At 64.5% G+C, this 25,032-nt stretch carries 20 protein-coding genes and 1 other RNA gene; 13 read left to right on the top strand and 8 right to left on the bottom strand.

The window, feature by feature from the left end; translation table 11 throughout:
- Positions 1–50: 50 nt before the first annotated feature.
- Positions 51–1,823, top strand: a complete 1,773-nt coding sequence (locus L5014_RS30330; RefSeq protein WP_238467484.1) for an FAD-dependent monooxygenase — start codon at positions 51–53, stop codon at positions 1,821–1,823.
- A 144-nt stretch (positions 1,824–1,967) separates the two neighbouring features.
- Here the strand turns inward: L5014_RS30330 and L5014_RS30325 are convergent, their stop codons facing one another.
- From L5014_RS30325 to L5014_RS30310, 4 genes are read right to left on the bottom strand one after another with little or no spacing between them, the layout of a single operon-like run.
- Positions 1,968–2,213, bottom strand: a complete 246-nt coding sequence (locus L5014_RS30325) for a formate dehydrogenase subunit delta (RefSeq protein ID WP_238467483.1) — start codon at positions 2,211–2,213, stop codon at positions 1,968–1,970.
- Positions 2,214–2,217: 4 nt separating this feature from the next.
- Entirely contained in the window at positions 2,218–5,163 is a 2,946-nt protein-coding gene (fdhF, locus tag L5014_RS30320; protein ID WP_238467482.1) for a formate dehydrogenase subunit alpha, read from the bottom strand.
- Positions 5,164–5,179: 16 nt separating this feature from the next.
- Positions 5,180–6,745 carry a formate dehydrogenase beta subunit gene (locus L5014_RS30315; protein WP_238467481.1) on the bottom strand — a complete coding sequence of 522 codons (1,566 nt, stop codon included), beginning with the start codon at positions 6,743–6,745 and terminating at the stop codon, positions 5,180–5,182.
- A complete protein-coding gene (locus L5014_RS30310; protein WP_238467480.1) occupies positions 6,742–7,263 on the bottom strand; it encodes an NAD(P)H-dependent oxidoreductase subunit E in 522 nt (173 codons plus the stop codon). The genes L5014_RS30315 and L5014_RS30310 overlap by 4 nt, the downstream gene beginning before the upstream one ends.
- A 131-nt stretch (positions 7,264–7,394) precedes the next feature.
- Between L5014_RS30310 and L5014_RS30305 the strand changes: the two genes are divergently transcribed.
- A complete protein-coding gene (locus L5014_RS30305; RefSeq protein WP_238467479.1) occupies positions 7,395–8,480 on the top strand; it encodes a substrate-binding domain-containing protein in 1,086 nt (361 codons plus the stop codon).
- A gap of 174 nt (positions 8,481–8,654) precedes the next feature.
- On the top strand, positions 8,655–8,921 hold the full coding sequence (locus L5014_RS30300; RefSeq protein WP_238467507.1) for a hypothetical protein: 267 nt from the start codon (positions 8,655–8,657) through the stop codon (positions 8,919–8,921).
- A 135-nt stretch (positions 8,922–9,056) separates the two neighbouring features.
- On the opposite strand, the gene ssrA is transcribed toward L5014_RS30300, so the two are convergent.
- From ssrA to ompA, 4 genes are all read right to left on the bottom strand, one after another.
- Positions 9,057–9,426: a transfer-messenger RNA gene (gene ssrA, locus L5014_RS30295) on the bottom strand.
- A 110-nt stretch (positions 9,427–9,536) separates the two neighbouring features.
- Positions 9,537–10,262, bottom strand: a complete 726-nt coding sequence (locus L5014_RS30290) for an HAD-IA family hydrolase (RefSeq protein ID WP_238467478.1) — start codon at positions 10,260–10,262, stop codon at positions 9,537–9,539.
- A 23-nt stretch (positions 10,263–10,285) separates the two neighbouring features.
- Positions 10,286–10,984 carry a bifunctional 2-polyprenyl-6-hydroxyphenol methylase/3-demethylubiquinol 3-O-methyltransferase UbiG gene (gene ubiG / locus L5014_RS30285; RefSeq protein WP_238467477.1) on the bottom strand — a complete coding sequence of 233 codons (699 nt, stop codon included), beginning with the start codon at positions 10,982–10,984 and terminating at the stop codon, positions 10,286–10,288.
- Positions 10,985–11,172: 188 nt separating this feature from the next.
- The gene (gene ompA / locus L5014_RS30280) at positions 11,173–11,826 is read right to left on the bottom strand and encodes an outer membrane protein OmpA (RefSeq protein ID WP_238467476.1); all 654 of its coding nucleotides are present in this window, start codon (positions 11,824–11,826) and stop codon (positions 11,173–11,175) included.
- Positions 11,827–12,425: 599 nt separating this feature from the next.
- Between ompA and gyrA the strand changes: the two genes are divergently transcribed.
- The 10 genes from gyrA to L5014_RS30230 all read left to right on the top strand — a co-directional run bounded on the left by gyrA (position 12,426) and on the right by L5014_RS30230 (position 25,026).
- The gene (gene gyrA, locus L5014_RS30275; protein WP_238467475.1) at positions 12,426–15,035 is read left to right on the top strand and encodes a DNA gyrase subunit A; all 2,610 of its coding nucleotides are present in this window, start codon (positions 12,426–12,428) and stop codon (positions 15,033–15,035) included.
- 204 nt (positions 15,036–15,239) lie between these two features.
- The gene (locus L5014_RS30270) at positions 15,240–15,845 is read left to right on the top strand and encodes a DUF2059 domain-containing protein (protein WP_238467506.1); all 606 of its coding nucleotides are present in this window, start codon (positions 15,240–15,242) and stop codon (positions 15,843–15,845) included.
- A gap of 266 nt (positions 15,846–16,111) precedes the next feature.
- On the top strand, positions 16,112–17,194 hold the full coding sequence (serC, locus tag L5014_RS30265) for a 3-phosphoserine/phosphohydroxythreonine transaminase (protein WP_238467474.1): 1,083 nt from the start codon (positions 16,112–16,114) through the stop codon (positions 17,192–17,194).
- Between the two features lie 105 nt (positions 17,195–17,299).
- Entirely contained in the window at positions 17,300–18,382 is a 1,083-nt protein-coding gene (gene pheA, locus L5014_RS30260) for a prephenate dehydratase (RefSeq protein ID WP_238467473.1), read from the top strand.
- A 118-nt stretch (positions 18,383–18,500) separates the two neighbouring features.
- Positions 18,501–19,625: a histidinol-phosphate transaminase gene (hisC, locus tag L5014_RS30255; protein WP_238467472.1), complete on the top strand. Its 1,125-nt coding sequence runs from the start codon at positions 18,501–18,503 to the stop codon at positions 19,623–19,625.
- Positions 19,626–19,656: 31 nt separating this feature from the next.
- The gene (locus L5014_RS30250; RefSeq protein WP_238467471.1) at positions 19,657–20,655 is read left to right on the top strand and encodes a prephenate dehydrogenase; all 999 of its coding nucleotides are present in this window, start codon (positions 19,657–19,659) and stop codon (positions 20,653–20,655) included.
- Positions 20,656–20,718: 63 nt separating this feature from the next.
- Positions 20,719–22,023: a 3-phosphoshikimate 1-carboxyvinyltransferase gene (gene aroA / locus L5014_RS30245; protein ID WP_238467470.1), complete on the top strand. Its 1,305-nt coding sequence runs from the start codon at positions 20,719–20,721 to the stop codon at positions 22,021–22,023.
- A 22-nt stretch (positions 22,024–22,045) separates the two neighbouring features.
- The gene (gene cmk, locus L5014_RS30240; protein WP_238467469.1) at positions 22,046–22,756 is read left to right on the top strand and encodes a (d)CMP kinase; all 711 of its coding nucleotides are present in this window, start codon (positions 22,046–22,048) and stop codon (positions 22,754–22,756) included.
- 190 nt (positions 22,757–22,946) lie between these two features.
- Entirely contained in the window at positions 22,947–24,677 is a 1,731-nt protein-coding gene (rpsA, locus tag L5014_RS30235) for a 30S ribosomal protein S1 (protein WP_238467468.1), read from the top strand.
- A 25-nt stretch (positions 24,678–24,702) separates the two neighbouring features.
- Entirely contained in the window at positions 24,703–25,026 is a 324-nt protein-coding gene (locus tag L5014_RS30230; RefSeq protein WP_238467467.1) for an integration host factor subunit beta, read from the top strand.
- Positions 25,027–25,032: the final 6 nt, after the last annotated feature.

Below are 25,032 nucleotides of genomic sequence, written 5' to 3'. Positions count from 1 at the left end.
ACCAGGAGCGGGCGTACACTACGTCTCATGTCGATCGCATGGAGGTCTGCATGACCGTGGCTTCTTCCCAGCCGTCCGTGCTCATCGTCGGCGCGGGACCAACAGGTCTTGCCGCCGCCCTGAGTCTTGCCCGCGCGCGCATTCCGGTCCGCCTGATCGATCGCGCGCCGCAGCCCGGGCGTCATACGCGCGCTATCGGCATTCAGGCGCGCACACTCGAACTCTTCGAGCAGCATCGTATCGTCGAACCCTTTCTCGAGCACGGTCATCGCGCGCATGTCGCCAATCTCTATTCGAACGGCCAGCGCCGCGCGCGCCTCGACTTCGATCCGCTGTTCACGCGCTATCCGTATTTGCTGTTCATCGATCAGACCGAGACCGAGCGTATTCTCGCCGCGCAGCTCGCGACGCTCGGCGTGGAGGTCGAGCGCGGCGTCGAGCTGATCGAATTCATTCAAGGCTCCGCAGGCGTGAGCGCGGACGTGCGTCTGGCGAGCGGTCGCACAGAAGCATTGCGATGCGACTGGCTGATCGCTGCCGACGGCGCGCACAGCACCGTGCGCCATCACCTGGGTGCAAAGTTCGATGGCGAGACGCTCGAGCAGTCGTTTCTGCTTGCCGATGTGAGTGCGACCACGTCCTGGCCCGAGGACGAATTCCATGTGTTCGCTTCGGGCGATGGGCTTGCCGCGATCTTTCCATACGGGCGCGGCCGTTTTCGTTTGATCGCCGATCACAAGGCGATGCTGCCCGCCGCGCCCGACGGCACGCAGCCGGTGCCGACGCTCGAAGAATGCCGCTCGATCGTCGAGCGTCGCATGCACCATCCCGTTTCGATCGCGGACATGACCTGGGCGTCGTACTTCCATGTGAACAGCCGCATCGTGCGCTTCCTGCGCATGGACCGCGTCTTCCTCGCGGGGGATGCTGCGCACGTGCACAGCCCGGCGGGCGCGCAGGGCATGAACACGGGCATCCAGGAGGCGTTCAATCTGGGCTGGAAGCTTGCGCGCGCGCTGGGTGGCGCGCCCGACCGGCTGCTCGATACCTACCACGCCGAGCGTTATCCGATCGAGCGCATCGTGTTGCGGCAGACGAGCTTCATGACGCAGCTCGTCGAAGCCGATCACGGGCCGCTCAAGCTATTGCGCGAGCGCGTGATGCCGGCGCTCGTCGCGCTCGGGCCGCTGCGCGATGCGGCACGCCAGGCGGTGAGCGAGTTATCGATCCAGTACCGGCGCAGCGCGCTCACGCTCGAGCGCGTGCTCGACGGCGGACCGCGCGCGGGCGAGCGGGCACCCGATGCGCTCGTGCGCGTGGTGGACGGACCGCTCGGCAAGGCGCCAGACAGGGGCCGCATCTTCGATCTGCACGATCCGGCGAGTTTCTCGCTGTTTCTGCTGGTGGACGGCGAAGCGGCACGTGCCGCCGATGCCGCGGAGCATGCGGCGGATAGCCCGGCAAGCGCCGCAAGCACGCCCGGCGCAGCGGCCGCAGCGGCAAGCGCGAGCGCTGCGTCAAACACCGCAGCGGGCGGCCTCGAAGCACTCAGGCCGTTTGCCGAAGCGGTCGAGCGGGTGTTGCCGCAGGCCGTGCGTGTCTGGTGGGTGGCGGATCTGCCGGACGGCGAGGTGCCGCTGGCGGGTGAGGGCGCGCCGTCGCTCAGTGACGCGTATGGGCGCACGCGGCCCGCGTTCTATTTCGTGAGACCCGATGGCTACATCTGTGCGCGCGGCCGCACAGGGTCGGACCTGCACGGCTTGCTGCGCCATTGCGAGATGTGGTTCACACCTGCGCCCGCACCCCGGCCGGCTGCGCAGTAGTCCGGCAGGTAATTCAGCCGGTCGTTCAGCAGTCATTCAGCCGGACTGGGGTAAGGCAGAGGGTGCGCGTGAAGCAGTGTGAGCGTGAAGCAGCGCGCGCGGTGTGCGCGCCTCTGCCTCACGCGGCGTGATGCAGCTTGCGGCTCAAGCCGCTGCTGCGGGCACGAGCGAGTCGCGATGCTCCGTGAGCGCAGCGAGCACGATCTCGGTGAAGCCCGCTTCTTGTTGAGCGTTACCGTCCAGCGCCGCGAGCAGCGTGCGGCGCATGCGCGGCTCCCAGAACTTGCGGATATGCTCGGCGATACCCGTGAGCGCCTCCTCGCGATCGGGCAGGGAGTCGAAGAACATGCCGATCTGGTTCGCCATCTCGATCAGGTTGTCTGCTTTCATCGCGTTATTTCCCTGAAGTGGTCAGTGGTTCGCGCTGGCGGAGCAACTCGAGCTGCGTCTCGTTGAAGCGCGAGTACTCGCGCTGCCATTGCGACGGCTGCTGCACGTGGCTTACCTGCACGGCGGTCACCTTGTACTCGGGGCAGTTCGTGGCCCAGTCCGAGGCGTCCGTGGTGATCACGTTCGCGCCCGATTCGGGGAAGTGGAACGTCGTGTAGACCACGCCCGGCTGCATGCGCGTGCTCACCTTGGCGCGCAGCACCGTGTGTCCCGCGCGCGATTCGATGCCCACCCAGTCGCCTTCGTTGATGCCGCGATCTTCCGCATCGACCGGATGAATCTCCAGCCGGTCCTCCTCGTGCCAGCGCGAGTTCTCGGTGCGGCGCGTTTGCGCGCCCACGTTGTACTGCGAGAGGATGCGGCCCGTCGTGAGCAAGAGCGGGAAGCGCCGCGTGACCTTTTCCGGCGAGGCGATGAACTTCGTGATCACGAACTTGCCCTTGCCGCGCACGAATTCGTCGATGTGCATGATCGGCGTGCCTTCGGGCGCCTCTTCGTTGCACGGCCACTGGGTGCTGCCCATCTCGTCGATCTTCTTGTACGAAACGCCGTGGAACGTGGGCGTGAGACGCGCGATCTCGTCCATGATCTGCGACGGATGCGTGTAGTCCATCTCGTAGCCGAGCGCGCGGGAGAGCAGGATCGTCACTTCCCAGTCCGAGTAGCCGGCGATCGGCGGCATCACCTTGCGCACGCGCGAGATGCGGCGCTCGGCGTTGGTGAAGGTGCCGTCCTTTTCGAGGAACGACGAGCCCGGCAGCAGCACGTGCGCGTACTTTGCCGTTTCGTTCAGGAAGATGTCCTGCACGACGATGCATTCCATTGCCGACAGCGCCGCCGCCACGTGCTGGGTGTTCGGGTCCGACTGCACGATGTCCTCGCCCTGGCAGTAGAGGCCCATGAAGGTGCCGTCCATTGCCGCGTCGAACATGTTCGGAATGCGCAGGCCCGGCTCGCTTTGCAGCGCGACGTTCCAGGCACTCTCGAACTCGCCGCGCACGACGGCGTCGCCCACGTGACGGTAGCCCGGCAGTTCGTGCGGGAACGAACCCATGTCGCACGAGCCCTGCACGTTGTTCTGGCCGCGCAGCGGATTCACGCCCACGCCTTCGCGGCCGATGTTGCCGGTGGCCATCGCGAGGTTGGCGATGCCCATCACCATGGTCGAGCCCTGCGCGTGTTCCGTCACGCCGAGGCCATAGTAGATCGCCGAGTTGCCGCGCTGCGCATAAGCACGCGCTGCGGCGCGCACTTGCTCCGCCGGCACGCCGGTCACTTCGGCCATGGCTTCGGGCGAGTTCTCGGGCAGCGCGACGAAATCGCGCCACTGCTCGAACGCGCGCGTCTCGCAGCGCTCGGCCACGAACGCTTCGTTCACGAGGCCTTCGGTGACGATCACGTGCGCAAGCGCATTGACCATCGCGACGTTGGTGCCCGGGCGCAGTTGCAGATGATGCTCGGCCTTCACGTGCGCGGTATCGACGATATCGATGCGGCGCGGATCGACGACGATCAGCTTCGCGCCTTCGCGCACGCGGCGCTTCAGGCGCGAGCCGAACACCGGGTGGCCGTCGGTCGGGTTCGCGCCGATCACCATGATCACGTCCGAGTGATCGACCGAGGCGAAGGTCTGCGTGCCCGCCGATTCGCCGAGCGTGGTCTTCAGGCCGTAGCCGGTGGGCGAGTGGCACACGCGTGCGCAGGTGTCGACGTTGTTGTTGCCGAACGCGGCGCGCACGAGCTTTTGCACGAGATACGTCTCTTCATTCGTGCAGCGCGAGGAGGTGATGCCGCCGATCGAGTCGCGGCCGTACTTGTCCTGGATGCGGCGGAACTCGCTCGCGGCGTATTTGATTGCCTCGTCCCAGCTCACTTCGCGCCACGGATCGGTGATCTTCGCGCGAATCATCGGCTTCTTGATGCGGTCCTTGTGGGTGGCGTAGCCCCACGCGAAGCGGCCCTTCACGCAGGCGTGCCCTTCGTTCGCCTGACCGTTCTTGTGCGGCACCATGCGCACCACTTCGTTGCCCTTCATCTCGGCCTTGAACGAGCAACCCACGCCGCAATACGCGCAGGTCGTCACGACCGAGTGCTCGGCCTGGCCGAGCATCACGACGGTCTTTTCCTGCAGCGTCGCGGTCGGGCAGGCCGCCACGCAGGCGCCGCACGAAACGCACTCCGAATCCATGAACGATTCGCTCGCACCCGCCGCCACGCGCGATTCGAAACCGCGTCCGGAAATGGTCAGCGCGAAGGTGCCTTGCGTTTCCTCGCAGGCGCGCACGCAGCGGTTGCAGACGATGCACTTCGACGGATCGTAGGTGAAGTACGGATTCGACTCGTCCTTCTGGTCCTTGAGGTGGTTCGCGCCGTCAAAGCCGTAGCGCACTTCGCGCAGGCCCGTCACGCCCGCCATGTCCTGCAGCTCGCAGTCGCCATTGGCGGGGCAGGTGAGGCAGTCGAGCGGGTGATCGGAGATGTAGAGCTCCATCACGTTGCGACGCAGCGATTGCAGCTTGTCGCTTTGCGTGCGCACCTTCATGCCGGCTTCGACCGGCGTCGTGCACGAGGCGGGATAGCCGCGACGGCCTTCGATCTCGACGAGACACAGGCGGCACGAGCCGAACGGCTCGAGCGAATCGGTGGCGCACAGCTTGGGCACGTTGACGCCTGCCTCGATGGAGGCGCGCATCACCGAAGTGCCAGCGGGCACCGTGACGGACTGGCCGTCGATCTCGAGCGTGACGTCGACGTCGGCATGGCGCAGCGGCGTGCCGAAATCGGTGTCGTCGAAAGGCGAGCGGGCGCTTGCCTTGTTCATTGCTGCCGATTTGCAGGCGCAGTTGCCGGAGCCGCAACCGCCGGCTTGGGGCATGAGCGTGTCGGACATGGTGAGGGCTCCTCGTTCAGGCGGCCGCCGCGTCGGCGGCTGGCTGGACAGGTTCAAGACCGAAATCTTCGGGGAAATAGTTGAGCGCGGAGATCACGGGATAGGGCGTCATGCCGCCCATCGCACAGAGCGACCCGGACACCATCGTGTCGCACAGATCGCGCAGCAGCGTGACCTGCTTTTCGGAGGTGTCGCCCTTGCGGATCTTTGCGATCACCTCGACGCCGCGCGTCGAGCCGATGCGGCACGGCGTGCACTTGCCGCACGATTCGAGCGTGCAGAACTCCATCGCGTACTGCGCGAGATCGGCGAGATTCGCGGTGTCGTCGTGCACGACGAGTCCGCCGTGACCCACCACCGCGCCCACTGCCGCATACGCTTCGTAGTCCATGGGAATGTCCCACTGGCTCTCGGGCAGATAGGTGCCGAGCGGGCCGCCCACCTGCACGGCGCGCGCGGGGCGGCCGCTGGCGGTGCCGCCGCCGTAGTCAACCATCAGCTCGCGCAGCGTCACGCCGAACGCGACTTCCACGAGCCCGCCGCGCGCGATGTTGCCGGCGAGCTGGAACGGCAGGGTGCCGCGCGAGCGGCCCATGCCGAAGTCCTTGTAGTACGCGGCGCCCTTCGCGAAGATGATCGGCACCGTGGCGAGCGTGATGACGTTGTTGATGACCGTCGGCTTGCCGTAGAGGCCGGCGAGCGCGGGCAGCGGCGGCTTCGCGCGCACGATGCCGCGCTTGCCTTCGAGCGATTCGAGCAGCGCGGTTTCCTCGCCGCACACATAGGCGCCGGCGCCCTTGGCCACGAACAGGTCGAAGCGCTTGCCGCTGCCGAGCACGTCGTCGCCGAGCCAGCCCTTGGCGCGTGCGCGGGCGATGGCCTCTTCGAGCGCGGCGATCGAATGCGGATACTCGCTGCGCACGTAGATGTAGCCGACGGTGGCGTCCACCGCGATCCCGGCGATCGTCATGCCTTCGATCAGCACGTAGGGGTCGCTTTCCATCACGAGACGGTCGGAGAACGTGCCCGAGTCGCCTTCGTCGGCATTGCAGACGATGTACTTCTGGTCCGCCTTGGCCTGGGCGACCGTGCGCCACTTGATGCCGGCGGGGAAGGCCGCGCCGCCGCGACCGCGCAGACCCGATTCGATCAGCGATTCGCAGACGTCGGCGCCGGTCATTGTGAGTGCGCGGCGCAGGCCTTCGAGCCCGCCATGCGCGACGTAATCGTCGGTCGAGAGCGGGTCCGTGATGCCGATGCGCGCGAACGTGAGACGTTGTTGCTTGCGCAGATACGGAATCTGCTCGACGAGGCCGACCGAGCGCGCATGCTGCGCGCCTTGCAGGAAGCCCGTCTCGAAGAGGCTCTTCACATCGGTTTCTTCGACATTCGCATAGCCGACGCGCCCATCGGGCGTTTCGACCTCGACGAGCGGTTCGAGATACAGCAGGCCGCGCGAGCCGTTGCGCACAAGCTCGATGGCCAGGCCGCGTGCGGCGGCTTCGCGCTGGATGGCGGCGGCGACGTCATCGGCGCCGAGTGCGAGCGCCGACGAATCGCGAGGAACATAAATGCGCGTCATACGGCCTCCTCGGTACGGGCGACGGCGGCAACCGCTTTGGCCAGCAACGCGTCGAATTTTTGCGGGGTCACGCGTGCGTGCAGCGTGCCGTTGATCATCATGGCCGGCGACAGCGCGCACTGGCCGAGACAATAGACCGACTCCAGCTCGACTTCGCCCGCGTGCGTATGCTCGTGCGCGTGCTCGCCGTCGTGGCCGTGCTGCTTGAAGCGGCAGCCGGTATGCGCTTCGGCGTGCTGCGCCAGCGCCTCGCTGCCCATGCTGCGGCATGCCTCGGCACGGCACAGTTGCACGACAACGGGTGCGGGCGGCGCGGTGCGGAAGTGGTGGTAATAAGTGATGACGCCGTGCACCTCGGCGCGCGAGAGGTTCAGCGCCTTCGCGAGCGGGGCGACCGCGGCGGGCGGCACGAAGCCGATTTCGTCCTGGATCGCATGCAAGATCGCGAGCAGCGTGCGGCCCGGTTGGGCATGGCGCCGCACGAGGTCGTCCGGCGCGCTTGCGGTTGTCTCATCCACTGTAAGGCTCCTGCGGAGGCATATATGCGCTTGTCATTCATAAAGTGCGCATCTATGCTGGGGTTGTTTTCTTGTATGGACGAACAATAGGCTCGCAAAAGGGTCGGCGCAATAGGAAATGAGATTTCATAATGATCAAGGTCGAGTGTCAGGCGCAACTGGTGGTGCGGGACGGGCAAGGCCGTGAGGCCAGTCTGACGGACGTGGTGCCGCTTCTCGCGCTCGTCGCGGAAGAAGGCAGCATTGCGCAGGCCGCGCAGCGTAAGGGTTTGTCCTATCGTCATGCGTGGGGGCTGTTGCGCGATCTGGAGGAGCGCCTGGGCGGCGCGCTGATCGCCAAGGCGCGTGGCCGCGGCTCGGTGCTTTCGGAGCTGGGCGAAGCAGTGCTGCGCTCGCAGCGTCTGTGCACGGAGCGCCTGTCCGGCAATCTTCAGGCGCTCGCGAGTGAAGTGGCCAGCGATCTGAACCGCTGGATCGCGCCCGCCGTGCAGGACCTGCGCATCCACGCCTCGCATGGCTACGCGGTGGCGGCGCTGGTCACCGCGCTCGTGGCCGACCAGGTGCCCGTGGAGATCAAATACCGCGACAGCGCCGACGCCATCACGGCGCTTGCGCGCGGCGAGTGCGATCTGGCGGGCTTTCATCTTCCGCGCAGCGATTTTCGCGAAGCCTGTGCCGACGCCTACCGTAACTGGCTCGATCCGCAGCGCCACGTGCTGATCCACCTCACGCGCCGCAAGCAGGGGCTCTTTGTCGGGCATGGCAACCCGCGTGGAATCGCCGGACTCGCCGACCTGTCGCGGAGCGACATCCGCTTCGTGAACCGGCAGCCGGGCTCGGGCACGCGTCTTTTGATCGATTTGCTACTCACGCGCGTGGGCGTCGACCCGGAGCGGGTGAACGGTTATGCATCATCGGAACTCACGCATTCGGCGATCGCGGCGTTCGTCGCGAGCGGCATGGCCGACGTGGGCTTCGGCGTGGAGCCCGCGGCGCACCATTTCGGCCTCGATTTCATCCCGATCGCCGACGAAGACTATTACTTCGCCTGCGAACGCGCGCAACTGGAGCGTGGGCCTCTGGCGACCGTGCTCCAGTTGCTGCGCGGCACGTCGTTTCGTCAGTCTGTGGCGCAACTGGAGGGCTACGATCCGGGCGAGTGCGGCGCCGTCGTGCCGCTCGGCGTTGGCTGGTCGGGGCGGGAGCAGACACGCTGACGAGCGTCGCGGGGCGGTCGCGAGTTGTGGTGGATCGTGGTGGGTCTTGTGGGGTTTTGTAACAGGAAGCAACATAACGGTCGCCCGACGCTGCAGAGTGCGTCGCTTTTTGTGATACTTTGGGCCGCTACTGGCTCCACCGTTTTGGATGCGCGCTACTCGCGCCGATCGACCATGAAATTCTTGCTTAATGCTTGTATAGCTGCCGCAACCGCGGGAGCGCTATTTGCCACCGTCAACATCGCTTTCGCCCAGAATTCGCCGGGCGTCCCGGGCGGGATCCTCTCCGACGGATTCAAGATCAACGAGCATCCGCAAATGCCATTCGCGGCATCGGCGCCTTCGAACAAATATCAGCACGGCAAACCGTCGACTGCGCGCAGGAAGGGCGATATGGGCGACCCGAACGGCTGCAACCTGCAGTGCCCGCAAGATAATTGATCTGTGGGGTGGCGGGCGGCGCGAGGGCGCCGCGGCCAGTGTCGCACGGTTACGCGGTTAAATCGGGCGCTAAAAAAACAAAAACTCGCGAAGCTTTCGTGCTGTCGCGAGTTTTTGTTTTATATCGAGAAAATCTGGTGGAGCCGGCGGGAATCGAACCCGCGTCCAGAAGCAGTCCATAACCAGTTCTACATGCGTAGTTCTGTCTTTTGATTTAACCGCAGCGACGCGGACGAACACGCTGCGCTACGGCGATTCACCAGGTTTTCGACTCTGGCGTCGTGACGCCGACAGAGCTTAACTGACGTATATGACCTCTGGCGGTATTGCTACCGGTCTTGCGACACTAGCCCGTCAGTGAGCCAGGCAGAGGACGGCGGCCCTTAGGCTGCCAGTGCGAACGTTTCGTCGTTTGCAGTTACGTTTTTCCCATTGATTAACGAGGTGACGGGTCCTCGGCATGCCCTGATTACTTCATAACCCCTGTCGAAACCAGGTCGGCCCCGGGGTGAACAATCATTATCACATAGTTCGGCAGATGAGGCTAACCGCGCCTGGATCAAGGGCGAGTGCGTCAATTATCGCGCCCAGCGCTGCGGGACAAGAGCCGTGGCATCAGGCGCGTCGGCCCACGTCCTGGAGCAGGGAGAAAAGCGTCGCGGCGGTATCGGCCACGTAATCCGCATCCCATTGCGCCGGCGGCTCGACGTTGCCGCAGTAGCCATAGGCCGCAGCGATCGTCGCCATGCCGGCCGCGTGGCCAGCTTGCACGTCGCGCAGGTCGTCGCCGACGTAGACCACGCGCCGCGCCTCGACGCCCAGCGCTTGTGCCGCATGCAGCAGCGGGGCGGGGTGGGGCTTCGAGTAGGGCGTGGTGTCGCCGCTCACGACGCAGGCCGCGCGCGTGTCGAGATGCATCAGCTTCACGAGCGGATCGGTCAGCCGCGCGACCTTGTTGGTGACGATGCCCCAGCGCACGCCGCGTGCTTCGAGGTCGTCGAGCACCGCGTCGATGCCCGGGAAGAGCACCGTCTCCACGCGCAGATTGGCGGCGTAGTTGGCGAGGAACTCTTCGCGCATTGCTGCGAATTCGCGATCATCGGGGCCGATGCCGAATGCACCGCCGATAAGGCCCCGTGCGCCCGCCGAGGCGAGCGGGCGCAGCTTCTCGTAGGGCGCGGGCGCGAGGCCCCGCGCGTGGCGCATCTGGTTGACCGCGACGGCGAGGTCGGGAGCCGTGTCGGCGAGCGTGCCGTCGAAGTCGAACAGCACGGCGTCGCAGGTATCGAGCGCCGCGCGGTGGTCCGGCGCGGGCGTACTTTCAAGCTGGGTCAGAGTCATGTCGGAGGGAGGCGCGTGTGGCCTCAGGCGTCGCGCCGGCAGGCGATCATATAGTTGACGCTGGAGTCGTTCGACAGCGCAAAGCGGCGCGTGAGCGGGTTATACGTGATGCCCTTGATTTCGGCCGGACGCAGGCCGGCCTCGCGCACGAAACCCGCAAGCTCCGAAGGGCGAATGAAACGCGCGTAATCGTGCGTGCCCTTGGGCAGCATCTGCGCGATGTATTCCGCGCCGATCACGGCAAGCAGGTACGACTTCACATTGCGGTTGAGCGTGGAGAAGAACACCCAGCCGCCGGGCTTCACGAGCGTCGCGCAGGCTTTGACCACGCTCAGCGGTTCCGGCACGTGCTCGAGCATTTCCATGCAGGTGACGACGTCGAACGAAGCGGGCTCGCGAGCCGCGATCGCTTCGGCCGCGATTTCCTCGTATTCCACCGTGATGCCGCTTTCCAGGCTGTGCAGGTCGGCCACGCCCAGCGCTTCGCTGGAGAGATCGATGCCCTTGACGTTCGCGCCGAGGCCGGCCATCGATTCGGACAGGATGCCGCCGCCGCAGCCGATATCGAGCACGCGCTTTGCAGGCAGGTGCGCATGGCTGTCGATCCAGCCAAGGCGAATGGGGTTCAGTTCATGCAGCGGCTTGAATTCAGCGTTCGGGTCCCACCAGCGATGAGCAAGATCGCTGAACTTCTGCAACTCGTGGGGATCGGCATTGGTCATGTCGGAAAGGCATCTGGCGTGCCAGAGCGGGTGATAGGTCAAGCCCCGAGTATATAGGCGGGGGCGGGCAGCGGCAAAATGGGCAGCGATTGCGGGGGCGCCCATAACGAGCGAAATAGCAAAACAAGAGCGCAATAAAAAAGCCCCGCCGAAGCGGGGCTTTGAGGCGTGCTGTCGCAGCTCGCAAATTACTGTTGCGGTTGCTTCTGCGTGCCAACAACTTCGACTTCCACGCGGCGATCCGGTGCGAGGCAGGCGACGAGTTGCTTGTGGTTCTTCTGGTTGCAGCCAGTCGTAACCGGGTTGCGCTTGCCCTTGCCTTCCGTGTAGACGCGGTCTGCCGGAACACCCTTGCTGACCAGGTACGACTTGACGGCTTGCGCACGGCGCAGCGACAGGCGGTCGTTGTAGGCAGCCGAACCGATGCGGTCGGTGTAGCCCGTCGCAACGATGACTTCGAGGTTCAGAGCCTGGGTCTTGCTTGCCAGATCGTCCAGCTTTTCCTTGCCAGCCGGCTTCAGGATAGCCTTGTCGAAGTCGAACAGGGCGTCAGCTTGATACGTGATCTTTTGGCTCGTGATTGCCGGCGGCGGCGGAGCGACCGGCGGTTGCGGTGCCTGGGCGACCAGTGCGCCATCGCACTTTGCGTTGGCGGTGGCCGGCGTCCAGAATGCATCGCGCCAGCAAAGCTCGTTCGTGCCGTTCATCCACACGTATTCGCCGGTACCATTCACCCAGTTGTCATTGACGGCTTGTCGCGACGCCGGCACGGATTGTGCTTGGGCGGATGCAGCCATAACTGCGGTAGCTGCAATGAACGCGAGCTTTGAAAGTTTATTCATATTTCTCCTCTCGAAATTGAGATTACCGCAGGTTTACTGCGAGCCATATGACGAAGACTAGTCATACATTGCTCGAAGTATAACATTGGCGAGTTGTGAGACGCGTCTTGTGTAGACTTCGAGCGGTGTCTAACTTTGTGCGTTGGCATTTTGCCATATCGTTCCCGTCCGACGATAAAAAAAATCCGCCCCTTTCATTGGGGCTTGCCGAATGTGGTACACCCGCAACAAAAAGTTCCCAGCCGATCTCCTGGTAGTGTGCCTGGTTGATGGTGGAGTGCAAGGTGTCTTGCAGCGAGCGCTGCGCTTTGTCACGCGAATGCCGCCCGGCCGTCGTTTGCGCTTGATATTTGCCAGTGCGCTGCGGCGCGCTTGAACCGCTTTGCGCCGTTTTGAGGCGCTCGGGACTTGCCGTACTAATAGGTATACGCACATGGCGCGCACGCGGCGCCCAGGCGCCGGGCGGGGGGCTCGCGCATGATAGAATCAGAAGATTGCGCTGCGTCTGCGGCGTCCATGCGACAGCAGGGCGCGTTGCGCGGCTGATCCGGCAGGCAGGCTCGCCGGGCAGCCCCGTGCGCCCGACAACGACATCGATAATGGATCAATTCGCCAAAGAGACTCTGCCTATCTCCCTCGAGGAGGAAATGCGCCGCTCGTATCTCGATTACGCGATGAGCGTGATCGTCGGGCGGGCGCTTCCGGATGTGCGTGATGGTTTGAAGCCCGTGCACCGGCGCGTGTTGTACGCGATGCACGAGTTGAACAACGACTGGAACCGCGCTTACAAGAAGTCGGCGCGTATCGTCGGCGACGTGATCGGTAAATACCACCCGCACGGCGACACGGCTGTATACGACACCATCGTCCGGATGGCGCAGAACTTCTCGCTGCGCTACATGCTGGTCGACGGCCAGGGCAACTTCGGCTCCATCGACGGCGACAACGCTGCGGCCATGCGTTACACCGAAATCCGCATGGCGAAGATCGGTCACGAGCTGCTCGCCGACATCGACAAGGAAACCGTCGACTTCGGACCGAACTACGACGGCAGCGAGAGCGAGCCGCAGATCCTGCCCGCGCGTATCCCGAACCTGCTTATCAACGGTTCGTCGGGCATCGCGGTCGGCATGGCCACGAACATTCCGCCGCACAATCTCAACGAAGTGGTCGACGCTTGCCAGCACCTGCTGAAAAGCCCGGAAGCCACCATCGACGAACTGATCGAGATCATTCCGGCGCCGGATTTCCCGACCGCCGGCATCATCTACGGCGTCGCCGGTGTGCGCGACGGCTATCGCACGGGGCGCGGGCGCGTCGTGATGCGCGCCGCCACGCACTTCGAAGAGATCGATCGCGGCCAGCGCATGGCGATCATCGTCGACGAGCTGCCGTACCAGGTGAACAAGCGTTCGCTGCTCGAGCGCATCGCCGAGCTCGTCAACGAGAAGAAGCTCGAAGGCATTTCCGATATTCGCGACGAGTCCGACAAGAGCGGTATGCGCGTCGTGATCGAGCTCAAGCGCGGCGAAGTGCCCGAGGTCATCCTCAACAATCTGTATAAGGCGACGCAGCTGCAGGACACGTTCGGCATGAACATGGTCGCGCTGGTGGACAATCAGCCGAAGCTGCTGAACCTGAAGGAAATGCTCCAGCATTTCCTGTCGCATCGCCGCGAAGTGCTCACGCGGCGCACGGTATACGAACTGCGCAAGGCGCGCGAACGCGGCCACGTGCTCGAAGGTCTCGCGGTTGCGCTTGCGAACATCGACGATTTCATCGCGATCATCAAGGCCGCGCCCACGCCGCCGATCGCCAAGCAGGAGTTGATGAACCGTCCGTGGGATTCGTCGCTCGTGCGCGAGATGCTCACGCGCGCGGAGCAGGAGAACTCGGCGGCGGGCGGCCGCGAAGCCTATCGTCCGGAAGGCCTGAACCCGCAATACGGCATGCAGGCCGATGGCCTCTATCGTCTGTCCGACACGCAGGCGCAGGAAATCCTGCAAATGCGTCTGCAGCGCCTGACGGGGCTGGAGCAGGACAAGATCATTGGCGAGTACCGCGAAGTCATGGCGCAGATTGCCGACCTGCTCGACATCCTTGCGCGCCCCGAGCGCGTAACGACCATGATCTCCGACGAACTCACCGCGATCAAGAGCGAATTCGGCGATGCGCGCCGCTCGAAGATCGAGATGAACGCGACCGAGCTGAACACCGAAGATCTGATCACGCCGCAGGATATGGTGGTGACCATGTCGCACTCGGGTTACGTGAAATCGCAGCCGTTGTCCGAATATCGCGCCCAGAAGCGCGGAGGTCGCGGCAAGCAGGCCACGTCGATGAAGGACGACGACTGGATCGACACGCTCTTCATCGCCAATACGCACGACCACATCCTGTGCTTCTCGAACCGGGGGCGCGTGTACTGGGTGAAGGTGTATGAGGTGCCGCAGGGTTCGCGCAACTCGCGCGGCCGTCCGATCGTCAACATGTTCCCGCTTCAGGACGGCGAAAAGATCACCGTCGTGCTGCCGGTGAAGGAGTTCTCGGCGGACAAGTTCGTGTTTATGGCGACCGCCCTCGGTACGGTCAAGAAGACGCCGCTCGAAGCATTCAGCCGCCCGTTGCGCAAGGGTATTATTGCGGTCGGTCTCGACGATGGCGACTATCTGATCGGCGCGGCCATCACGGACGGCGCGCACGACGTGATGCTGTTCTCGGACGCAGGCAAGGCGGTGCGCTTCGACGAAAACGACGTGCGTCCGATGGGCCGCGAGGCGCGCGGCGTGCGTGGCATGCAGCTCGAAGACAGCCAGCAGGTCATCGCGCTCCTCGTGGCCGACGACGAGCAGCAGTCGGTGCTCACCGCAACGGAGAACGGCTATGGCAAGCGCACGCCGATCACCGAATACACGCGCCACGGCCGCGGAACGAAGGGCATGATTGCGATCCAGACGTCGGAGCGTAACGGCAAGGTGGTCGCGGCAACGCTCGTGGACGCCGAAGCCCAGATCATGCTGATCACGACCACGGGCGTGCTGATTCGCACGCGCGTCTCGGAGATCCGCGAAATGGGCCGTGCAACGCAAGGTGTTACACTCATCAGCCTTGACGAAGGTACGAAGCTTTCCGGCCTGCAGCAGATCGCGGAGGCCGACGCCGACGCCGAAGGCGACATCGCTGAAGGTGAGGGCGAAAGCGAGGAGTAAGCCTCGTGTGCGGTTGAGGTGGCCCGGCGGCCCGCGTGAGCGGGCCGCTTCGTATCAGGAATGCCGTGGGTGTTTTGAGTGGCCAACGGTTGAATGGTGCCGGGGCGAATCGCTGGATCGGGCGGCGGGCGCGCAGCGCGCACCCCGGAGCGCCCCGCGGTTCGCGTGGCAGGCAGTTCGATTATTTTCTCAGAGGGAGTAATGATGCAAAAACGATTCAAGCAGGTGATGTTGCTGGCCGCTCTCGTGCCGACGTTCGCCATGGCGCAGGCGCTTCAGAATCAGGCGCCCGCACAGGCGCCGGCTGCTGCCGCAGCACCGATCGATTCGGCCAAGCAAGCCGCGATCAAGGACCTGCTGGACGCGATCGACGCACAGAAGCTCGTCGGCGCAATCGGCAACAGCGCGCAAATGCAGGCGAAGCAACTCGTCCCGGCGATCCTGTCGGACGCGCTGTCGGAAAACAAGACGATGACGGACAAGCAGAAACAGGCTTCCGTCCCGTCGCTGCAGAAGAACGCAGTGCCGAAGCTGGTTGATTCGGCAGGCCAGGTTTTCGCCACGGAGTCGTTCAAGCAGGACGCGATGCAGGCTCAGTACGACGCCTATGCCAAGTACTACAGCACGCAGGAAATCAAGGACCTGACCACGTTCTACCGCAGCCCGACCGGCCGCAAGTTCATCCAGGTTCAAGACCAGGTGGGCCGCGACGTCGTCAACGGTCTGATGCAGAAGTACATGCCGCAGTCGATCAAGGCTACGCGCGACCAGGCCGACAAGGAAGTCGCTTCGGTCAAGCCGGCAAAGTAAGCCGCCTCAGCGGCGCCTCGTCCGGTCCAGTCTGCAACGCGCTTTACAACGTACCGCGACAGCATACTGCGACAGTGTACTGCGCGGCGTACAACGCAGCGCATAAAGACGGGTCAGATCGGGGTGCATCGTCCGGAAGGCCCGCGTTGGCGGGTTCCCGGCGACAATGCGATAATGGTCGTTTGTGCAATAAGCACAAGCGGCCATTATCTTTTTCCGGCGCACCGGCTTGTTGCCGTGGTGCCTGCCTCGGGGATCCCCTTACGATGCGCGTCTTCAACTTCTCCGCCGGACCGGCAGCATTGCCCGAAGAGGTGCTCCGTCAGGCCGCCGACGAAATGCTCGACTGGCACGGCAGCGGCATGAGCGTGATGGAAATGAGCCACCGCGGTCCGGAGTTCATGCAGATTCACAGCGAGGCGCTGCTCGATCTACGCGAACTGATGCAGGTGCCGGCGAGTCACCAGATCCTGTTCCTGCAGGGCGGCGGCATCGGCGAAAACGCGATCGTTCCGCTCAACCTGTTCGGCACAAAGCCGCGCGCGGACTTCGTGATCACGGGCTCGTGGTCGCAGAAATCGCAGCAGGAAGCGCTCAAGTACGGCGCGGCGCATATCGCCGCGACGGGCCGTACCCAAGCGGGCTTCACGCATTCGCCGCCCAACAGCGAGTGGAAGCTTTCCGACGACCCCGCCTACGTGCATCTGTGCACGAACGAGACGATCGACGGCGTCGAGACCTTCGAGATTCCCGACCTCGGTGACATCCCGCTCGTGGCCGATGCCTCGTCGCACATTCTTTCGCGCCCAATGGACATCGCCAAATACGGCGTGCTCTACGGCGGCGCACAGAAGAACATCGGCATGGCGGGTGTGACGGTCGTGATCGTGCGCGAAGACCTGCTCGATCGCGCGATGTCCATTTGCCCTTCGGCGTTCGAGTGGAAGACGGTCGCCGCGAACAACTCCATGTTCAACACGCCGCCCACCTATGCGATCTATATCGCCGGGCTCGTGTTCAAGTGGCTCAAGCGCCAGGGCGGCCTCACGGCCCTCGAGGCGCGCAATATCGAAAAAGCGCAGTTGCTCTACGACACGATCGATGCGAGCAGCTTCTACGTCAACAAGGTGGAGCGCCGCGCGCGCTCGCGGATGAACGTACCGTTTTTCCTCGCCGACGAAACACGTAACGATGATTTCCTGGCCGGCGCGAAGGCGCGCGGGCTTCTGCAGCTGAAGGGCCACAAGTCCGTCGGCGGCATGCGGGCGTCGATTTACAACGCGGTGCCGCTCGAAGCAGTGAAGGCACTGGTCGAGTACATGAAGGAATTCGAAGCGACGCAAGCCTGACGAGGCCTCACGCCTCGATCGAGCGCGCGGCGCGTGCGTGCCGACCCGGATGCATCTTTTTCATCCGGGCCGTGCGCATCTCCTTTCAGATTGCCGGTTTCACGCATGGACGACGAACTCAACACACAACTCAAGCCGCTGCGCGAGCGCATCGATGCCATCGATGCCCAGCTCATCGCGCTCCTGAACCAGCGCGCGGCGGTTGCGCTCGAAGTGGGCGAGGTCAAGAAGCACTTCAACGCGCCCGTGTTTCGCCCGGAGCGCGAGCTTCAGGTGATCGAGCGCCTGCAGAACATGAGCGAAGGCCCGCTCGGCAACGATCACATCAGCGCGATCTGGCGCGAGATCATGGCCGCGAGCCGCTCGCTCGAAAAGACGATTTCGGCGGCCTTCCTCGGGCCGGTGGGCACCTATAGCGAGCAGGCGATGTACGCGTACTTCGGTCAGTCGATCGAAGGTCTGCCGTGCCCGTCCATCGACGAGGTGTTTCGCTCGGTCGAATCGGGCGCTGCCGAATTCGGCGTCGTGCCGGTCGAGAATTCGACCGAAGGCGCGGTGTCGCGCACGCTCGATCTGCTCTTGCAGACCCAGCTCGTGATTGGCGGCGAAATCGCGCTGCCGATCCAGCACAACCTGATGACGCAAAGCGGCAAGCTCGATGGCGTGACGCGCGTCTGCGCGCATCCGCAGGCGCTTGCGCAATGCCAGCGCTGGCTCACGGCCAACGCGCCGCAGCTGGAGCGCCATGCCGTCTCGAGCAACGCCGAGGCCGCACGCCTCGCGGCGCAAGATCCGACCATCGCGGCCATCGCCGGCGAGCGCGCGGCCACGCACTATGGTCTCTTGATCGCCAATGCGCTGATTCAGGACGACCCGCATAACCGCACGCGCTTCGTGATGATCGGCAAGCAGCCGGCGGGCGTGTCGGGCCACGACCAGACTTCGATGATCGTCTCGGTGAAGAACGAGCCGGGCGCGGTCTACAAGCTGCTCGAGCCGCTCGCGCGCCACGGCGTGTCGATGACGCGCTTCGAGTCGCGTCCGGCGCGCGTGGGCACGTGGGAGTACTACTTCTACATCGACTTCGAAGGCCATCGCGACGATCCGGCCGTGGCTGCCGCGCTCGAAGAATTGGGCAAGAAGGCTGCGTTCCTGAAGATTCTCGGCTCGTATCCGCGTTCGCGCTAAGTTTGCTCAGGCTCGCCGCGAGCCTCACGGCCGCGCGGCGGGCGAAGCCAGCAAGTACCCCGCATGGGGCGAGAGTCGGTGCTCCGCACAAACTCTGGCCGATACTGGAGAGACCCGCATGACCACGCAATTCGGCCCAACGTATGTGCGCGCGATCGCGCCGTATGTCGCCGGCAAGCCGATTTCCGAAGTCGCCCGCGAGTTCGGCCTCGACGAGGCGCGCATCGTGAAGCTCGCGTCGAACGAGAATCCGCTCGGCATGCCTGAATCGGCGCGGCGCGCGATTTTGCAGGCCGCTGCGCAGGCCGCGAGCGAGCTGGGCCGCTATCCGGATTCGAACGCCTTCGAGTTGAAGGCCGCGCTCGCGGCGCGCTACGACGTGCCGCCCGAGTGGATCACGCTGGGCAACGGCAGCAACGACATCCTCGAAATGGCGGCGCACGCATTCGTCGAGCACGGCCAGTCGATCGTCTATTCGCAGTACTCGTTCGCAGTCTATGCGCTTGCGACCCAGGGGCTCGGCGCGCGCCATCTCGTGACGCCGGCCGTGAAGTACGGGCACGATCTGGACGCGATGCTCGCGGCGGTCGCCGAGGACACGCGCCTGATTTTCGTTGCCAATCCGAACAATCCAACGGGCACGTTCATCGACGGCGCCGCGCTCGAAGCGTTTATCGCGAAGGTGCCGCCGCATGTGGTCGTGGTGCTCGACGAGGCCTACACCGAATATCTCGCGGCGGACAAGCGCTATGACTCGATCGCGTGGGTGCGCCGCTATCCGAACCTGCTCGTCTCGCGCACGTTTTCGAAGGCGTACGGGCTCGCGGGCCTGCGCATCGGCTTCGCGATCGCACAGCCCGAGCAGGGCGATCTGCTCAACCGTCTGCGTCAGCCGTTCAACGTGAACGTGCTCGCACAGGCTGCGGCGATTGCCGCGCTCGGCGACACGGCTTTTCTCGAGCAGAGCGCCGCGCTCAATGCCGATGGCTATCGCACGCTCACCGCCGCGTTCGAGCGCATGGGTCTCGAATATGTGCCGTCCGATGGCAACTTCGTGCTCGTGCGCGTGGGTACGGACGATCAGGCGGGCGAGCGCGTCAATCTCGAACTGCTCAAGCAGGGCGTGATCGTGCGCCCGGTCGGCGGCTATGGTCTGCCGCAGTGGCTGCGCGTGACCATCGGCCTGGCCGAGGAGAACGCGGCCTTCCTCGCAGCGCTTGAACGCGCGCTGGCCCCCGCATGAGCGCACAATTTTTCTTTATTCCGGTGATGGTGTGAGTGCGTTTTCCTTCAACAAGCTGGTGATTTTCGGCGTCGGCCTGATCGGCGGATCGCTCGCACGCGCATTGCGTGAACGCGCGGGTGCCAAGGGCCGGGTGATCGGCGTGGGCCGGCGCGCCCATTCGGTTGCGCGCGCGCTCGAACTGGGCGTGGTCGACGCGGCCGCGACGCTCGACGACGAAGCGGCATTGGCCGCGGCGCTCGAAGGCGCGGACCTCGTGCTGATCGCGGCACCCGTCGCGCAGACCCAGGCGCTGCTCGAGCGCATTGCGCCGCATCTGCAGCTGCACACCATCGTCACCGACGCTGGCAGCACCAAGGGCGACGTGATCGCCGCCGCGCGCGCGGCGCTGGGTGGGCGCATCGGCCAGTTCGTGCCGGGGCATCCGATTGCGGGCCGCGAATCGAGCGGCGTCGAAGCGGCCTTGCCGGACCTCTACGTGGGCCGCAACGTCGTGCTGTGTCCGCTCGAAGAAAACGCGCCCGAGGCGGTCGAGCGCATCGCCGCGATGTGGCGTGCGACGGGCGCCGTGATTGGCCAGATGCCCGCTGCGCAGCACGACCGCGTGTTCGCTTCGGTGAGCCATCTGCCGCATGTGCTCTCGTTTGCACTCGTCGACCAGATTCTGGCCACGCCCGACGCCGAGTTGAAATTTTCGTTTGCCGCGGGCGGTTTCCGCGACTTCACGCGCATCGCCGCATCGAGCCCCGAGATGTGGCGCGATGTCTGTCTCGCGAACCGCACGGCGCTGCTCGCCGAGCTCGACGCCTACACTGAAGTGCTGTCGAAGCTGCGCGCGGCCATCGATGCCGGCGACGGCGCCGCGCTCGAAACCGTGTTCGCGCGCTCGCGCGCGGCGCGCAAGGCATGGCAGGAACGCGGCGGCCAGGGCGCGGGTGACACAGGCGGCGCAGCTGGCACAACAGGTAGCTCGGCGGCGGGAATCGCCCGCGCCACCGGCGATGCCGCCGACGCGGCTCCCGGCAAGTAGGCAACAGTCACGCGGCGCGGCGCATTATTTTGAAGCCCGCCGCAGCACCATCAGGACACGTTCATGGAATACCTCGATCTCGGACCGTTCAACCGTGCGTCCGGCACAGTCCGCCTGCCTGGCTCGAAGAGCATCTCGAACCGTGTGCTGTTGCTCGCGGCGCTCGCCGAAGGCGAAACGACGATCACGAACCTGCTCGACTCCGACGACACGCGCGTGATGCTCGACGCGCTCGCGAAGCTCGGCGTGAAGCTCACGCGCGAAGGCGACACCTGTGTCGTGCAGGGCACGCGCGGCGCCTTCACGGCGCGGCAAGCGGACCTGTTCCTCGGCAATGCGGGCACGGCGGTGCGCCCGCTCACGGCGGCGCTTGCCGTGAATGGCGGCGACTACCGCATCCATGGCGTGCCGCGCATGCACGAGCGTCCCATCGGCGACCTCGTCGACGGTCTGCGCCAGATCGGCGCGAAGATCGATTACGAGGAGAACGACGGCTATCCGCCGCTGCGCATCCGTCCGGCGCAAATCTTGGTCGACGCGCCCATCCGCGTGCGCGGCGACGTGTCGAGCCAGTTCCTCACCGCGCTCCTCATGACGCTGCCGCTCGTGCGCGCACAGGGCGGCGTGACGGTCGTCGAGGTGGACGGCGAATTGATCTCGAAGCCCTACATCGAGATCACGATCAAGCTGATGGAGCGCTTCGGCGTGAAGGTCGAGCGCCACGACTGGCATCGCTTCGAGGTGCCGGCCGGTGTGCGCTATCAGTCGCCGGGCAAGATCATGGTCGAGGGTGATGCGTCCTCGGCTTCGTACTTCCTCGCGGCAGGCGCGATTGGCGGCGGTCCGCTGCGTGTGGAGGGGGTGGGGCGCTCGAGCATCCAGGGCGACGTCGCCTTTGCCGCCGCGCTTATGCGCATGGGCGCGAACGTGACGGTCGCCGACGACTGGATCGAGGTGCGCGGCATCGGCAACGATCACGGCAAGCTCGACCCCATCGACATGGACTTCAACCTGATCCCCGACGCGGCCATGACCATCGCCGTGGCGGCGCTCTTCGCCGACGGCGCGACCACGCTGCGCAACATCGCGAGCTGGCGCGTGAAGGAGACCGACCGCATCGCGGCGATGGCCACCGAATTGCGCAAAGTGGGCGCCGACGTGGAGGAGGGCCCCGACTACCTGGTCGTGCGTCCGCCCGCAACGCTCACGCCGAATGCCGCGATCGACACCTACGACGATCACCGCATGGCCATGTGCTTTTCGCTCGTGAGTCTCGGCGGCGTGCCGGTGCGCATCAACGACCCGAAGTGCGTCGGCAAGACGTTCCCCGATTATTTCGAGCGCTTCCTCGCGCTCGCACAATCTTGATTCCGCCGAGTACCTTTGCCGCATGAAATCGACCCGTCCCTTTTATCCGACGCCCGTTATCGCGATCGACGGCCCGACTGCCTCCGGCAAGGGCACGGTGGCCACGCTGGTTGCCGCGCATCTCGGCTTTCACCTGCTCGATAGCGGCGCGCTGTACCGGCTCGCCGCGCTTGCGAGCGTGCGCTACGCGATTGCGGCCGACGACGCCGACGGGCTTGCAAAGCTGATCGACGATCTCCACATCACGTTCCGCGAAGGCCTCGCGCAGCTCGACGGCGTTGATGCTTCGAATGAAATTCGTGCCGAGGAAGTGGGCAACCGGGCCTCCATGATTGCCGCGCATTCTTCCGTGCGCACCGCGCTGGTGGCCCGTCAGCGGGCGTTTCGCAAGCTTCCGGGCCTCGTTGCCGACGGGCGCGACATGGGCACCGTGATCTTCCCGGACGCCGACCTGAAGGTGTTCTTGACGGCCAGCGTGGAGGCCCGCGCGGCCCGCCGGCATAAGCAATTGATCCAAAAAGGTTTTTCTGCTAATATGGATGACTTGCTTCGGGATTTGCGTGAACGCGACGCGCGCGACAGTAACCGCGCGGCCGCGCCGCTCAAGCCCGCAGCGGATGCGAAGCTGCTGGATACCTCGGCGCTGTCCATCGACCAGGCGGTCGAACAGGTCGTGCAGTGGTATCAGGAGTCGAGCGAACTGCGCTCTGCGCGCCACCCCGATTCACGTTGATGAACGCTGTGGCCACGGCAAATCGCAGCAAGAAGTCGTAGTGATGTAGTACGTGTTGGTGCCCTGCCGGGAGGCGGGGCGTTTGTTAAACCCTTTAACCCCGTATGGCTTTTGCATCTGTGCCGCGAGCATAAGCGTTCCGGCCTCAACGCCCAACCGGTCCAGACCGATCGGCGGAGCAGCGAAAACCATGCAAATCCAGATTTTTATGTCCGACCTGCAAACCTCCACCCCGAATACCGAATCTTTCGCGGCTCTGTTCGAAGAGTCGCTGACCCGCCAGGACATGCGCGCCGGCGAAGTCATCTCCGCTGAAGTCGTGCGCGTCGACCACAACTTCGTGGTCGTCAACGCTGGCCTGAAGTCCGAGGCTTATATTCCTCTCGAGGAATTCCTGAACGACCAGGGCGAAGTGGAGGTTCAGGCGGGCGATTTCGTTTCCGTCGCGATCGACGCGCTGGAAAACGGCTACGGCGACACCATCCTGTCGCGCGACAAGGCGAAGCGTCTCGCTTCGTGGCTGTCGCTGGAAAAGGCCCTCGACAACAACGAACTCGTGACCGGCACGATCACGGGCAAGGTCAAGGGCGGCATGACCGTCATGGTCAACGGCATCCGCGCGTTCCTGCCGGGTTCGCTCGTCGACACGCGTCCGGTCAAGGACACGACGCCGTACGAAGGCAAGACGCTCGAATTCCGCGTCATCAAGCTCGACCGCAAGCGTAACAACGTTGTGCTGTCGCGCCGCGCAGTGATCGAAGCCACGCAAGGCGAAGAGCGCGCAAAGCTGCTCGAGACGCTCAAGGAAGGCGCGATCGTCAACGGCGTGGTCAAGAACATCACCGACTACGGCGCGTTCGTGGACCTCGGCGGCATCGACGGCCTGCTGCACATCACCGACATCGCATGGCGTCGCGTGCGTCACCCGAGCGAAGTTCTCTCGGTTGGCCAGGAAGTCACCGCGAAGATCCTCAAGTTCGACCAGGAAAAGAACCGCGTTTCGCTCGGTATCAAGCAACTGGGCGACGATCCGTGGGAAGGCATCTCGCGCCGCTACCCGTCGGGCACGCGCCTGTTCGGCAAGGTCACGAACATCACCGACTACGGCGCGTTCGTCGAAGTCGAGTCGGGCATCGAAGGCCTCGTCCACGTTTCGGAAATGGACTGGACCAACAAGAACGTTGCTCCGTCGAAGGTTGTCCAGTTGGGCGACGAAGTCGAAGTCATGGTCCTCGAGATCGACGAAGACCGCCGCCGTATCAGCCTCGGCATGAAGCAGTGCAAGGCGAATCCGTGGGATGACTTCAGCCGCAACTTCAAGAAGGGCGACAAGCTGCAAGGCGCGATCAAGTCGATCACCGACTTCGGCGTGTTCATCGGCCTGCCCGGCGGCATCGACGGTCTGGTTCACCTTTCGGACCTGTCGTGGTCGGAAACCGGCGAAGAAGCCGTGCGCAAGTACAAGAAGGGCGACGAAGTCGAAGCCGTGGTTCTGGGCATCGACGTCGAGAAGGAACGCATCTCGCTCGGCATCAAGCAGCTCGAAGGCGACCCGTTCAGCAACTTCGTCGCGATCAACGACAAGGGCGCAACGGTCGACGGCGTGGTGAAGTCGGTCGACGCGAAGGGTGCGGTCATCACGCTGACGGCGGACGTCGAGGGCTACCTGCGTGCTTCGGAAATCGCGCAAGATCGCGTGGAAGACGCTCGCAACGTGCTGAAGGAAGGCGACAAGGTCAATGCGATGATCATCAACATCGATCGCAAGTCGCGTGGCATCAACCTGTCGATCAAGGCGAAGGACTCGGCCGAGACGCAAGAAGCACTGCGCAGCATGTCGTCGGACACGGGTTCGGCTGCCACCGGCACGACCAACCTCGGCGCACTGCTGAAGGCCAAGCTCGACGGCCAGAACCAGTAAGCCTCAAACGGGGGCAAGCTGAAGTATGACCAAATCTGAATTGGTCGCGCAGCTGGCTACGCGATTTCCGCAACTTGTTCTCAAGGATGCGGATTTCGCGGTCAAGACGATGCTCGATGCGATGTCCGAGGCGCTTGCCAAGGGCCATCGCATCGAAATTCGCGGCTTTGGCAGCTTCGGCCTGAATCGTCGGCCGTCGCGCGTTGGGCGCAATCCCAAGTCGGGTGAAAAGGTGCTGGTGCCTGAGAAGTTCGTGCCGCACTTCAAGCCGGGCAAGGAATTGCGCGAGCGCGTCGACAGTAATTCGGGTGAGCCGCTGAAGGCAGACGAGCCGGACGACGATCTGTAAGCGCCG

The organism is Paraburkholderia tagetis (assembly GCF_022213065.1).
Taxonomy (GTDB): Bacteria; Pseudomonadota; Gammaproteobacteria; order Burkholderiales; family Burkholderiaceae; genus Paraburkholderia; species Paraburkholderia tagetis.
This window is presented reverse-complemented; position numbering and strand designations above follow the sequence as displayed.

Bases quoted from the DNA above. Each gene is read 5' to 3' on its own strand.
- serC (WP_238467474.1), top strand. From the start codon at position 16,112: ATGCGCGTCTTCAACTTCTCCGCCGGACCGGCAGCATTGCCCGAAGAG.
- L5014_RS30325 (WP_238467483.1), bottom strand. From the start codon at position 2,213: ATGAAAGCAGACAACCTGATCGAGATGGCGAACCAGATCGGCATGTTC.
- cmk (WP_238467469.1), top strand. From the start codon at position 22,046: ATGAAATCGACCCGTCCCTTTTATCCGACGCCCGTTATCGCGATCGAC.
- L5014_RS30290 (WP_238467478.1), bottom strand. From the start codon at position 10,262: ATGACTCTGACCCAGCTTGAAAGTACGCCCGCGCCGGACCACCGCGCG.
- L5014_RS30315 (WP_238467481.1), bottom strand. From the start codon at position 6,745: ATGACGCGCATTTATGTTCCTCGCGATTCGTCGGCGCTCGCACTCGGC.
- L5014_RS30305 (WP_238467479.1), top strand. From the start codon at position 7,395: ATGATCAAGGTCGAGTGTCAGGCGCAACTGGTGGTGCGGGACGGGCAA.
- pheA (WP_238467473.1), top strand. From the start codon at position 17,300: ATGGACGACGAACTCAACACACAACTCAAGCCGCTGCGCGAGCGCATC.
- fdhF (WP_238467482.1), bottom strand. From the start codon at position 5,163: ATGTCCGACACGCTCATGCCCCAAGCCGGCGGTTGCGGCTCCGGCAAC.
- hisC (WP_238467472.1), top strand. From the start codon at position 18,501: ATGACCACGCAATTCGGCCCAACGTATGTGCGCGCGATCGCGCCGTAT.
- ubiG (WP_238467477.1), bottom strand. From the start codon at position 10,984: ATGACCAATGCCGATCCCCACGAGTTGCAGAAGTTCAGCGATCTTGCT.
- aroA (WP_238467470.1), top strand. From the start codon at position 20,719: ATGGAATACCTCGATCTCGGACCGTTCAACCGTGCGTCCGGCACAGTC.
- gyrA (WP_238467475.1), top strand. From the start codon at position 12,426: ATGGATCAATTCGCCAAAGAGACTCTGCCTATCTCCCTCGAGGAGGAA.
- L5014_RS30270 (WP_238467506.1), top strand. From the start codon at position 15,240: ATGCAAAAACGATTCAAGCAGGTGATGTTGCTGGCCGCTCTCGTGCCG.
- L5014_RS30230 (WP_238467467.1), top strand. From the start codon at position 24,703: ATGACCAAATCTGAATTGGTCGCGCAGCTGGCTACGCGATTTCCGCAA.
- rpsA (WP_238467468.1), top strand. From the start codon at position 22,947: ATGCAAATCCAGATTTTTATGTCCGACCTGCAAACCTCCACCCCGAAT.
- ompA (WP_238467476.1), bottom strand. From the start codon at position 11,826: ATGAATAAACTTTCAAAGCTCGCGTTCATTGCAGCTACCGCAGTTATG.
- L5014_RS30330 (WP_238467484.1), top strand. From the start codon at position 51: ATGACCGTGGCTTCTTCCCAGCCGTCCGTGCTCATCGTCGGCGCGGGA.
- L5014_RS30300 (WP_238467507.1), top strand. From the start codon at position 8,655: ATGAAATTCTTGCTTAATGCTTGTATAGCTGCCGCAACCGCGGGAGCG.